Origin of the sequence: Membranihabitans maritimus (assembly GCF_021729145.1) — a bacterium.
In the GTDB taxonomy this organism is placed as follows: domain Bacteria; phylum Bacteroidota; class Bacteroidia; order Chitinophagales; family Saprospiraceae; genus Membranihabitans; species Membranihabitans maritimus.
Genome location: NZ_JAJSLW010000012.1, coordinates 52,159 through 64,065, shown reverse-complemented (window position 1 = coordinate 64,065; position 11,907 = coordinate 52,159). Strand labels below are relative to the sequence as shown.

11 protein-coding genes are annotated in these 11,907 nt (G+C 37.3%); 3 read left to right on the top strand and 8 right to left on the bottom strand.

Annotation, left to right across the window (positions count from 1 at the left end):
- The first annotated feature begins 3 nt into the window (after positions 1-3).
- Both LVD47_RS15145 and LVD47_RS15140 read left to right on the top strand, forming a co-directional pair.
- Positions 4-693 (top strand): ABC transporter ATP-binding protein, encoded by a 690-nt coding sequence (locus tag LVD47_RS15145; RefSeq protein WP_236978347.1) that lies wholly within the window; start codon positions 4-6, stop codon positions 691-693.
- Positions 694-1,093: 400 nt separating this feature from the next.
- Positions 1,094-1,945: an ion transporter gene (locus tag LVD47_RS15140; protein ID WP_236978346.1), complete on the top strand. Its 852-nt coding sequence runs from the start codon at positions 1,094-1,096 to the stop codon at positions 1,943-1,945.
- A gap of 102 nt (positions 1,946-2,047) precedes the next feature.
- Here the strand turns inward: LVD47_RS15140 and LVD47_RS15135 are convergent, their stop codons facing one another.
- From LVD47_RS15135 to LVD47_RS15110, 6 genes are all read right to left on the bottom strand, one after another.
- Positions 2,048-3,016, bottom strand: a complete 969-nt coding sequence (locus LVD47_RS15135; protein ID WP_236978345.1) for a D-alanine--D-alanine ligase family protein — start codon at positions 3,014-3,016, stop codon at positions 2,048-2,050.
- Positions 3,017-3,142: 126 nt separating this feature from the next.
- On the bottom strand, positions 3,143-3,568 hold the full coding sequence (locus tag LVD47_RS15130; RefSeq protein ID WP_236978339.1) for a DoxX family protein: 426 nt from the start codon (positions 3,566-3,568) through the stop codon (positions 3,143-3,145).
- A gap of 140 nt (positions 3,569-3,708) precedes the next feature.
- Positions 3,709-5,271, bottom strand: a complete 1,563-nt coding sequence (locus LVD47_RS15125) for an NAD(P)/FAD-dependent oxidoreductase (RefSeq protein ID WP_236978337.1) — start codon at positions 5,269-5,271, stop codon at positions 3,709-3,711.
- A gap of 325 nt (positions 5,272-5,596) precedes the next feature.
- Positions 5,597-6,406 (bottom strand): universal stress protein, encoded by an 810-nt coding sequence (locus LVD47_RS15120; RefSeq protein WP_236978335.1) that lies wholly within the window; start codon positions 6,404-6,406, stop codon positions 5,597-5,599.
- A 53-nt stretch (positions 6,407-6,459) separates the two neighbouring features.
- The gene (gene kdsA / locus LVD47_RS15115; RefSeq protein WP_236978331.1) at positions 6,460-7,266 is read right to left on the bottom strand and encodes a 3-deoxy-8-phosphooctulonate synthase; all 807 of its coding nucleotides are present in this window, start codon (positions 7,264-7,266) and stop codon (positions 6,460-6,462) included.
- 5 nt (positions 7,267-7,271) lie between these two features.
- The gene (locus LVD47_RS15110; RefSeq protein ID WP_236978330.1) at positions 7,272-8,282 is read right to left on the bottom strand and encodes a hypothetical protein; all 1,011 of its coding nucleotides are present in this window, start codon (positions 8,280-8,282) and stop codon (positions 7,272-7,274) included.
- Between the two features lie 67 nt (positions 8,283-8,349).
- Between LVD47_RS15110 and hemL the strand changes: the two genes are divergently transcribed.
- Positions 8,350-9,642, top strand: coding sequence for a glutamate-1-semialdehyde 2,1-aminomutase (gene hemL / locus LVD47_RS15105; protein ID WP_236978329.1), 1,293 nt, complete (start codon positions 8,350-8,352; stop codon positions 9,640-9,642).
- 261 nt (positions 9,643-9,903) lie between these two features.
- Here hemL and LVD47_RS15100 read toward each other — a convergent pair whose 3' ends face one another.
- Entirely contained in the window at positions 9,904-11,298 is a 1,395-nt protein-coding gene (locus LVD47_RS15100; protein WP_236978327.1) for a hypothetical protein, read from the bottom strand.
- A gap of 94 nt (positions 11,299-11,392) precedes the next feature.
- The gene (gene rpsP, locus LVD47_RS23860; protein WP_305067726.1) at positions 11,393-11,878 is read right to left on the bottom strand and encodes a 30S ribosomal protein S16; all 486 of its coding nucleotides are present in this window, start codon (positions 11,876-11,878) and stop codon (positions 11,393-11,395) included.
- Between the last annotated feature and the right edge of the window lie 29 nt (positions 11,879-11,907).

Below are 11,907 nucleotides of genomic sequence, written 5' to 3'. Positions count from 1 at the left end.
ATTATGATCCGACTCAGAAACATTGACAAGTACGTAGACAAAAAATTTCAGCGCACTTTCATCCTGAAAAATATAGATCTCGATATTTCCGAAGGAGAATTTATCACAATTATGGGCCCTAGTGGAGCAGGGAAATCCACGCTCCTGAATATTCTTGGCTTCCTGGATGAACCCTCGGAAGGGGAGCACTATTTTTTGAATGAACCGGTTCATCAATTATCTGAAAAGAAAAAATCACAATATCATCGTAGCCATATCGGGTTTGTATTCCAGGCATATCATCTTCTGGATGAACTCACTGTTTACGAAAATATTGAAATGCCCCTCCTCTACAGGAAAGTAAAAACCAAAGAACGCAAAGCCATGGTAGCTGATATGCTCGATCGGTTCAATATGGTAGCTAAAAAAGATCTCTTTCCCTCTCAGCTTTCCGGCGGACAACAACAAGTAGTGGGCGTAGCGCGCGCTATCATTGGCGGCCCCCGTCTATTGCTAGCGGACGAACCAACGGGAAACCTGCATTCCGAACAGAGTCAACAAATCATGGAACTTTTCAAAAGGTTAAATGAGAATGATGGGGTCACCATTATCCAGGTTACCCACTCTGATGAAATGGCTTCATACAGCAACAGGATCATCAATCTCAGGGACGGTACAATTGTAAGAAAAAATCCATACCGGTTGATTCAATAACCGAATAATTTACTACAAGTTGAATATGTTATCACAAAAGCCATAATAAAAACCCGTTTTGATATATGATGGCAAAGGTATAATCCGATATCACAATTCCAACGTATAGCGGGCACCAATCTTCCCATACGCATAGGACGGAAAAATCCCAGGTCAAAACAGGGCCAGCTTAATCCATGCTCCTTTCTCTTCATCAAAAACCATACCTACTCAAGAGGTAAAGGTTAATAGATTTCCGACTCAAGTTCCAATATAGTCTACAAAAAAATATTTATCTTTCCCTTTTTAGTATTGGTTTCATAGACATCACTACCCAACAAACCTGTAATCTCATGATTTTCAATAAAATACATAATAAAGCAATTCTAAGGCCTAATATATGGATTAAGGATTAACAGGTATGCCAAGAACGCCACCACCAAATAATAAAACCCGTTTTGATAATTTCAGGGCTAAAGCCCATGAAATTATTTTCGAGGCCGACACGCCTGCGGGAAAATGGTTTGACCTTCTTCTACTAATATTTATTTTATGTAGCGTCATTATAGTTATGATAGACAGCGTTCCCTATTACCATGAAGTATATGGGGATGAATTACTTATAGCAGAATGGTTCTTTACTGTTTTTTTTACCATTGAATATATTTTCCGACTTTTTTGTGTCTACAAACCGATAAAGTATGCTACATCCTTTTTTGGGGTAGTGGACTTACTGTCCATTCTACCCACATACGTGTCGCTCTTTTTTACCGGCACACAAGTATTAATTGTTATCAGGGCTTTGCGTCTCCTAAGGGTATTCAGAATACTCGGAATGTACAAATTTGTAGACGACGGTTCCCGAATTCTCAACGCAATGAGGTCCAGTTCCAGGAAAATAATCGTTTTCTTAATATTTGTACTATCTGTTGTGACTATACTCGGCACACTATTATACTTACTTGAATCCCCTATAAATGAAGGTTTCAATAGTATTCCGCGAAGCATTTACTGGGCAATCGTTACCCTCACCACTGTGGGGTATGGAGATATCGCACCCATTACTGCTACAGGTCAGTTTCTGGCTGCTATAGCCATGATACTGGGTTACGCTGTCATTGCTGTCCCCACGGGAATAATATCCACTGAATTTATCAGAGGTACGCAAAAGGTAAAGCATTCCAGCATTTCTTGCCCAAATTGCGGATGCGAAGGCCATTATCAATCTGCTGTTCATTGCTTTAAGTGCGGGCATATTTTACACCCTGAATAACCAGATGGGAAAACGCGAGAAAGAAGCTTATAATATTTTCAAATAAAAACATTGGACCCGATCCTATTTACCGGCATATCTTTTCTGTATTACTAAAAAAGACTATCCCCTTTTACTTTCAATAATTTTATCCAGTAATTCGGATATAGACCATCCTTTTGCTATCGCCTGTTGAGGGACCATAGAAACTTCCGACATACCTGGAATCGTATTGACTTCTAAAAAATAAAACACTCCATTACTTTGAATGAAATCAAACCTGCAAATGCCTTCACAACCGAGAATCCTATATATCTTTTCACTCAAATCCAGACAATCTTTTTCTTCTCTCTCAGAAATTCTGGCAGGGGTAATTTCCTCACTTGCCCCTAAATATTTCGCCTCATAATCAAAAAATTCATTGGTCGGCCGAATTTCGGTTATAGGAAATCGAATATATTCCTTACCCAATTTGAGGATACTCGCTGAAAATTCAACTCCCTCAAGGTAACTTTCAACGATAGCCTCTGAGTCAATTTCAAAAACCTTATCAAGCGCCGCTTTAATATCATCTCTTCTGGTAACCTTGGTAACTGCTACGCTGGAACCATTATTATTAGGCTTAATGAATAAGGTATTATCCAGTTCGTTTAGTTGGCGGTCCGACGGGAAATTTCCCTTCTGAACAACAATAGACCGGGCCATCGGAATATCAAAATTTTCCAAAAATATTTTGCAATAATTTTTATTGAAAGTTAAGGAACTACATAAAACGTCAGCTGTACTGTACGGGATTCCCATCCAATCAAAATATCCTTGCAATTTCCCATCCTCGGCGGGTGTCCCATGAATAATAATAAAAGCAAAATCAAAAAACTCCTTTTTATCCTCGACCCTTAACGAGAAATCATTTAAGTCAATATAATTACCGCTTTCCGCATGGTAAAATCGATTCCCATTCATCTCCAGTAATCGGACATTATATCGCTCCTTGTCAAGATGTTCCAAAACCAATTTAGCGCTATTCAATGATACTTCACGCTCAGCAGAGTTTCCCCCTGCAATAACAGCTATATTCTGAGGACTTTTCATATTATGATAATTTATAATATAAAGATATATATTTTCTTATCATATTCTTTACTAAATTACCTTCTATTTCAATCACCTTATCAAAAAACTACCCTTTACCTGCAGCATTATAAAGTCAAAAACCTTCTAACGATATTTCCTGGGCACACGAGTAGTAGCAAAAAGTCTTTTAATACTATATCTTCCACTCCCTCTCCCCATTAAAAGCATAAGACCACCGATAATAGCCATATTTTGCATAAAATCTATGGCATCTTTTCGTTGCATTTCTATTGGCTCATTCCACCAACTATGGATAATAAATGTCAGAGGTAAATAATATATCAATAAAAAAATAGCAGCTATGGTAACGCGATACCCTATTAACAACATGATACCACCTACCAAAAGAAGAATAATGGCACAAATCAATAACATATCCTGGTTCCAGTTTATTCCGTAATCCGTCATCGTCTCCTTTGTACGCTCAAAATAATATATTGAATCGTACGCTTCGTATAGGAACATTGCCGACAGGAAAATCCTTCCCAATAAATCAATTATATCTTTCATATTTATATTTTCGAACCAATTATAATTATACTATAATAATCTCCATATTCCCAGAAAATAGACCCCTTATTGAACTGCCAAATTATCTCTTACAAATAACAGACCGTATTTTCTCTACCCATACAAGATTTTTCCGGGGATTATTTGTTCTTAAAAAATTTGTTCATTCCCTGAACTACCCGTTCTCCGTCCAAAGCAGCAGAAACAATCCCTCCTGCATACCCGGCGCCTTCCCCACATGGAAATAACCGATCCATTTGAGGGTGATTACAAAAAATATGGTGTCTTGGAATACGAACAGGCGCACTGGTCCTGCTTTCCACACCTACAATATTGGCTTCATTAGTTAAATAACCTTTCATTTTCCGTTCAAATTGTCTGAACCCTTCCTGCAATACATATACTATATCATTCGGAAGGATTTTGTGCAAAGGAGACGAATGAATTCCCGGGATATAAGAAGTTCTATTAAGGGATTCGGAAATCCGGCCATCGACAAAATCCCCAATTCTTTGTGCAGGTGCATTCAAACTACCATTCCCATCCTCAAACATTTTTTTCTCTACCATTTCCTGGTATCGCAATGAAGCAAAGACGCCATACTTTTGGAATTCAGGATCTTTAGAAGGATCAACGGTGACTACCACACCTGAATTTGCAAAGGGAGAATCCCGTCTTGAAAGCGACATCCCATTAACCACTATTTCTCCTGGAGCAGTAGCAGCGGGAACTATTAGGCCCCCTGGACACATACAAAATGAGAAGATGCTCCTGTCTCCTACACTAGCTTTGAGTGAATAAGATGCCGCCGGTAAATACGGACCGCGATTCTTCTTATTATATTGCGCTCTATCAATAAAATTTTGATCATGTTCAGCCCGAATCCCTAGTGCAAACGGCTTAGATTCTATTTCCAACCCTTTTCTATTAACAAGGTGATAAATATCCCTTGCACTGTGACCAGTGGCCAAAATCAAGGCTTCTACATTAAACTTACTTCCATTGGAAAAAAAGGAAGTAATACCCATAGAGCCATTTTCCGAAAAATTAACCATGCGGTGATCAAAATAATACTCCCCTCCACATTCTTCAATTGTTCCTCTCATTTTCTGGATAATTCCAGGTAATTTATTTGACCCTATGTGAGGATGTGCATCTACCAAAATATCCTCCGAAGCTCCATGATCCACTAACAACTGCAAAATCCGCTCTATATTCCCTCTTTTCTTCGAACGCGTATATAATTTACCATCGGAATAAGTACCTGCCCCACCTTCTCCAAAGCAATAATTAGAGTCTGGGTCAACAATATTTTCTTGTTGAATACTTCTCAAATCCCTTCGTCTTCTCCTCACTTCCTTTCCCCGTTCAAAGAGTATAGGTTTGTAACCCAATTCAATCAACTTAAGCGCCGCAAACAAACCGGCGGGACCAGCACCTATAATACCTACAGGTTTTGATCTGGATACATCCTTTGGCATCCATTGAGATGATCTGGGATTTGCTTCTTTTCCTTTTTCGAAAAGTACAAATCTCAATTGATATACCGCATTTTTCTGACGCGCATCTATGGATTTCCTTTGGAGTCTGTACCCCAAGTTACCCCTATTGAATTGTACAATTTCCTTTTGAACTTCCCGGTCGATAAATTCCCAATCGTCAATTTTTTCCGGTGGAATCCGGATATCTACCCATTCCTGCATTTAGTAAAAATTTCTTCAAATATATTGCAATTTCATTTTGCACTGACGAAATATACACATCGAAGTTAATTAATCACGAATGTTAAATTTTATGATATGTGTTTGATTCTTTCCGACAGGGGGAAAAGACGCACCTAATTTTGAATTTCATCCCCATAGGGCGGGGACGAAAATAGGTAATCCCGAAAGCCTTGGGGATGAGGTTCAATGACATATCAGTACCCTAACAATTTGTTGATAAACGGCATCATTAATTCTCTGAATATCCTGGCAATTAAAAACTCAAAGAACTGAATCATAAGTTGAAGATCAAGTAAGGTAATAACTATTCATGTAATACCAATAGTGGAACATGGGTCCGCATTCCAATCGACTTTGTTACGGACTTATGAAATATCCTCTGAAAGAAGTTTCTTTTTCGATCTACCAAAACTAATAAATCAGCTTTCGTTTGATCAACACAACGCTCCAGCCCCTTGATGATCTCATCTGATTCAAATTGAATAAAAGAAGTCATCCTTTCACCTAATAATTTATCTAATTCTTTCAATGAAACGTCCTTCTCTTCATCAGATAATTCCCCGATGTGGACTACAGAAAGGTTGGCTTCCGTCCTTTCCAACAGTCTTATCATTGGGGCTATTGATTCATCCTTAACACTTTTCAGGTCTGATCCGTATACAATATTTTTGTATTTGGAATATTTAGTCCCATTTGGGATAACCAGAACAGGGACATCAGTACTCTTTATAATTTGCTCTGTATTACTACCTACCAAAAATTCCCTGATTTCTCTATCTCCTTTGATTCCTACAACAATAAAATCTGCATCCAAATCCTCATTGAATTTGACAACATCCACTACAGAACCAATACCCAATTTTTTTGTAATTTGACTATCCGGGTGTTGAATCATCTCCTGCAAACGGACTTCTTCCGCTTTTAACTTTATCTCGACATCTTCTTTCATGTTTTCCAAAAGAGACGACACCATAATTTCGTTTGGCTGATAGGGAATATCATAGGCATGCAAAAGCACAAAATGCATAGGCTCTTCATGAAATAAATCACATGCATATTTCATGGCATTTCGCGATTTCTCGCTAAAGTTTGTTGGAAGAAAAACCGTTCTCATCGATTTGTATTTAATTCAGTTATAATATACTAAATTACTCCTATAAAAAATAATTAAATAGAATTTCTAATACGAACTAATCGCTGCATCATACTATCCAATTCCCCCAATTCCAACATATTGGCACCATCAGATAATGCTTTGCCCGGATCCGGATGTGTCTCCAAAAATAATCCGTCTGCACCAACAGCAATAGCTGCCCTCGCTATGGTATCAATAAATTCAGGCTTCCCCCCGGTAATACCCGATGGCTGATTGGGCTTTTGATTAGAATGCGTGCAGTCTACTATGACCGGGTAATTCATTTTCTTCATAACAGGAACTGACCGAAAATCAACAATCAGGTCACCGTAGCCAAAGGAAAAACCCCTTTCCGTGACCATTATATTCCTATTTCCGGTTTCTTCTACTTTTTTGACAGCATGATGCATGGCCTCCGGTGCTAAAAACTGCCCTTTTTTTATATTCACTGACAAACCGGATTTTCCAGCTGCATCTAACAATTCAGTTTGCCGGCATAAGAAAGCGGGAATCTGGAGGACGTCAACATAATCAGATGCCAATTTCACCTCTTCCACAGAATGCACATCAGTCAGTATCGGCACATTAAATTGTTCCCTTACACGTGCAAGGATCTGCAATGCTTTTTCATCCCCAATACCTGTAAATGAATGTATACTGCTTCGATTGGCCTTTTTATACGAAGATTTAAAAATAAAAGGAATATGTAATTTCTCACATATAGACTTCACATATTCTGCCACTTCAAAACACACACTTTGATTCTCAACCACACAAGGACCAGCAATCAAAAAAAAATTGTTTTTGTCGTCAAGTTCGCGGAATATATTGGGAAGCATTCGATTTAATTTTTATACATCCAGGCATTTGGCTCTACCTCATCGCGGATGGTAGTTACTTCTTTTTCTGTCTCCGAGCAGTTCACCCTGGCACCGACTAGGGTCAAAGTATTTCTCTTTAATACAACCGGTATCATATCCAGATTTTTCAATTTTTCAGTCATCCTTGCAACATTCCCTTGATTAGCAAATGCCCCTACGATAAGTGTACATTGCTTTGCCTCTAATGATGGATTAATATTTATATCTTCTACCGCATTTTCCTCCACATTTCCTTTATTTCTACTTTCTTCAGCTTTTTGAGTTGTTGTTTCTGAATTCTCTTTTTCAATAGTTGATTCATTGGTATCAGAAAAATATACTACCCCTTCAGTATCCTGATATGATTTAGGGGCCACATTTACCAATTTTCTTTCAGGATATTTCCCATCAGTAAAAATTTGAGAAAAAGGACCCTTCCAGAAAAAAAAGGCAATACCAAAAGCAATTAATAATAAGGTCCAGAGTGCAGGTACTAAAACACCCCTCTTTTTTGCCGTACGTATCTCTTTAATTTCAGCTCTTTTTTCGAACCTTGATCCGGGTAGCTGGACATTATATTTTCCCTTATAGTTTGATTTCACAACCGGAAGAAAATCATAGAATGTCTTACCTGAAGTATAAAAATCAATTTTCCCATCATTGATTTTAAAAACCCCAATATGCCCAAGAACAAAAGGGGCTTTATCCATATTCTCTAACCAGGATTTTTCCCATTCGCTGATCAATTCCAAGGCCTCTTCATCAGAACAAAATTTCAAAATCTTTATAAGGTGTAATAAATTTTTATCACTCTCCGCATGCACATTATTATAAAAATAAATTTGTTCATTTGGTGGAAAAATATCTGCACCGCCTTTTTTTTGGTAAGCATTAAGATATACTTTCTTAAGTTCGCCACATTGGCTAATACTCAAGGAACCTTCCTTTTCAAAAGCTATTACGGCAAGTCTGGTGATATTATCCTTTAAGTACATATTATAAATTTAAATATAATGTCTTTTTTGTTTATCATAGTCATATATCTTTGCAAAAAAACACAAAATGAATTTAAACAGGCATAAATCAAAGGAATTATTTGAAGAAGCAAAAAAAATGTTTCCTGGAGGAGTCCACAGTCCGGTAAGGGCATTCAAATCTGTATATGGACCTCCTTTATTTATCGATTCAGCTAATGCGTCCTATCTCTTTGACGTTGATGGGAATAAGTATATTGACTTTTGTAATAGTTGGGGCCCTTTAATTTTAGGACATAAAAATCCTGAAGTTATCGAACTTGTACAGAAAACGGTAGCTAAAGGGTTGTCGTTCGGAACCCCTAATCCCATTTCAAATGAGTTGGGAAAACTTATTCTGCAAAACAATAAATATATCGAGAAGATCAGGTTTGTCAGTTCCGGGACAGAAGCTGTGATGTCTGCCATAAGACTGGCAAGAGGATACAGCGGCAAAAATAAAATCGTAAAATTTGAGGGCTGCTATCACGGACACGTAGACTCATTGATGGTAAAAGCAGGTTCCGGTTTGGCAACCTTTGGCACTTCAACGTCCGCAGGAATTCCGGAATCGTTTATAAAAGAGACCATTGTCCTGCCATTAGCAGATTTAAAACAGTTGGAAAATACGTTGCAAACCTATAAAAATGAAATAGCTGCAATTATAATTGAACCCGTCCCAGCGAATAATGGATTGTTACTTCAGGATCACAACTACCTGAAAAAAATGAGAGAACTGTGTACTCAAAATAATGTACTGTTAATCTGGGATGAGGTTATATCAGGGTTTCGGGTTGGATTTGAAGGAGCTGCTGGGTTTTATGATATTCAACCTGACATTATAACCTATGGTAAAATCATTGGAGGGGGCATGCCCGTAGGGGCTTATGCAGCTAATTCACATATTATGTCCCATGTTGCACCAGAAGGAAATGTATACCAGGCAGGAACTCTGTCTGCCAACCCAATCAGCATGGCTGCAGGATTGGCTACTTTACAAATTTGTAGCAGGAAAAACTTTTACCGCGACATGGAAAATAAAACCAAAAGGTTCGTACGGCGAATTAGAGAGTTAGTTAGCAAAAATGTTACTGATATTTCAATTCAAACCATTGGATCAATTTTTTGGATTGCCTTTTCAGATACCAGGATTATGCGATCTGATCAAATCGATCCTAAATCTATGGAGAAATACAAGGAGCTCCATGCTTTTCTCCTCGAAAAAGGAATATATCTTGGCCCATCCGGATACGAAGTAGGGTTTATATCTGATGCACATACTGATGAAATATTAGAACAGTCCGCACATACAATTGCACTAGGAATCAATAAAATATCTTAAATAAAGGCTAAATATTTACAGAAACATATCAAACATTATTATACGGAAATAAAATAAAACATATTCTAAATACATTTTTTATTTTATTTCCTCTTGGAGTTTTAGGCTCAAAACTTTGCGAGCGCTCACCTTGTGTTCAGGGGTCCGGTGTAAAATTCTAACTCTTACGTAAAGATCCACTGAGATTCCAAATAGAAATATGACATCCGCAGGATTGTTCAGATAATTTGTTGAAATTTAATATGCCCCCGAATATATCATTTAACGAACCCTACTGGCTTTTTTCTTTTTCCGGGTCTTAAAAATTTCTAATATCTCTTTTTCCTTCATGGAAAAGAGGTTTTGAAATTGGCCTAAAACGAATTTTTTGACTTCCTGATAATTTTTGCCCCGTTTGTCAGTAAAAACTTTTATACAGGACTTGACAAATTTAATACAACTTTCTTTCACCTGTTGGTTGAATTGTTGATTATCAAATAAATTTGTATACGTTAATAAAAGCTTATTTAGTTCAAAATAATCGGGATAATCTTTGGGTTGCATGGTCTCCATTTCCGATTGGAAATAATTAAAAATAGCTAATCGCAATGCTTCATTAAATTCGGAAAGGCCTTCATGTGCATTATAGACAGACTTTACCTCTTCGATACTGGTTTCCGAAGCCAGCCCATTTTCATGAATTATGTTTTGTACGTAATAAAATGAAAAAAGATCATCTGATGGATTATCGGATAGTATATTATACACCTTTGCATACGAATCGGATTGAACCTGCATCTCACTACTGAGTAACCTTTCGATGAAATGGAAATGCATTTCCTCAAAATTATTATTCTCTTTCCTTAGACCATTGAGTACTTTCGCTACACGTTTCTCTTCCTCACCTTCGAAGCGGATATAGTGGATGCACAATCCTAGAATATCTACAAATTCCTGATTTCCGTATACATTTAAATCCTCCAGAAAAACCACTAAATCTTCTATGAATGAAGAATTATCCAGATCATTGGTAATTCTATACTTTAAGAAATTGACAAATTGACCATACGATGCAATCAATTCAATTCTGTCTTCCGGGAAATCAATGGTATAAAAATTATGGTCTCCAAACTGCCGTTGGTATTTGTTATAGGCTAACTTCCTGTCGTGTAACAACCACAGCTTTTGTGATTTTAGACTTTTCAAGTAATTGACGACCCTCTTATTGGGCATATTATTAATAAATGACGTAGTCCATATATCACTATTCAAAGCAAAACCCATTTGGACGGTTTGTCCTATTCTATTTTTTATAAAATCAAAATGAACAGAATCGCAAATAGTACTCAGGATTTTTTGAAATTGCTCCTGGGGTCTGATATATTTATAATCATCGTTGATGGCTCCCCTCAACACAGAATATCCCAGGATCCGCGGTAAAAACAATCCCTCAAATGCTTCATCCATAAGCTCCTCCTCCAGGGTAATGAGTTCTAAAGGATGATTTTTAGCCACTTCATCATACAATTCCTGAATCCTCGGTTCAAACAAATCACTCATCTCTTTGTAATCGGATTCTTCCTCAGACTCAAGATAATTCTCAAGCAAATTTGACTCTTGAATTTTTGATTTTAATTCCTTTAAATGCTCAACATATGATGATTCAAGTGGCTTCATTTTAAACTTTTAATGTTTTTTAAATAGCAAGGAACCCGCCCAAAAAAGGGCAGGTTCACAATAAAAATATAATATTTTTTATAAGAAATCTAACTTATTCCTCCTCCGAAGAAACGCTCGTCTCTTCAGAAGATTCAACAGAAGCTTCTTCAACCGGAGTTTCCTTTTCTGGCGCTTTACCAAAGATTGAAATCAAGCGGTCTCTCTTTTCCTGAGCAGATTCCTCGAATCGAGTAGCTACTTTTTCCTCTTTCTTACTGACAAAATCAGTCCACATTTCCAATGCTTTCTCCTCTGTAAATGCTCCTTTTCTAACACCTCTCATCAAGTGCCTCTTGTACAATACTCCCTTAAATTTTAATATTGCACGCACAGTATCCGTAGGTTGTGCTCCCTTCTCCATCCACTCAAAGGCTTTGTCCCGGTCCAAATCAATGGTAGCCGGCTTGGTCATTGGGTTATAAGTTCCGATTTTTTCAATAAACTTACCATCCCTGGGAGATCTCACATCTGCAATGACAATGTGATAAAACGGTTTTTTCTTCCTTCCTTTTCTCTGTAATCTAATTTTTACAGCCATCTACTTAAATTAATTAATAATTAGGTAAT

Bases quoted from the DNA above. Each gene is read 5' to 3' on its own strand.
- LVD47_RS15145 (WP_236978347.1), top strand. From the start codon at position 4: ATGATCCGACTCAGAAACATTGACAAGTACGTAGACAAAAAATTTCAG.
- LVD47_RS15130 (WP_236978339.1), bottom strand. From the start codon at position 3,568: ATGAAAGATATAATTGATTTATTGGGAAGGATTTTCCTGTCGGCAATG.
- LVD47_RS15100 (WP_236978327.1), bottom strand. From the start codon at position 11,298: ATGAAGCCACTTGAATCATCATATGTTGAGCATTTAAAGGAATTAAAA.
- LVD47_RS15140 (WP_236978346.1), top strand. From the start codon at position 1,094: ATGCCAAGAACGCCACCACCAAATAATAAAACCCGTTTTGATAATTTC.
- LVD47_RS15125 (WP_236978337.1), bottom strand. From the start codon at position 5,271: ATGCAGGAATGGGTAGATATCCGGATTCCACCGGAAAAAATTGACGAT.
- LVD47_RS15135 (WP_236978345.1), bottom strand. From the start codon at position 3,016: ATGAAAAGTCCTCAGAATATAGCTGTTATTGCAGGGGGAAACTCTGCT.
- LVD47_RS15120 (WP_236978335.1), bottom strand. From the start codon at position 6,406: ATGAGAACGGTTTTTCTTCCAACAAACTTTAGCGAGAAATCGCGAAAT.
- hemL (WP_236978329.1), top strand. From the start codon at position 8,350: ATGAATTTAAACAGGCATAAATCAAAGGAATTATTTGAAGAAGCAAAA.
- kdsA (WP_236978331.1), bottom strand. From the start codon at position 7,266: ATGCTTCCCAATATATTCCGCGAACTTGACGACAAAAACAATTTTTTT.
- LVD47_RS15110 (WP_236978330.1), bottom strand. From the start codon at position 8,282: ATGTACTTAAAGGATAATATCACCAGACTTGCCGTAATAGCTTTTGAA.
- rpsP (WP_305067726.1), bottom strand. From the start codon at position 11,878: ATGGCTGTAAAAATTAGATTACAGAGAAAAGGAAGGAAGAAAAAACCG.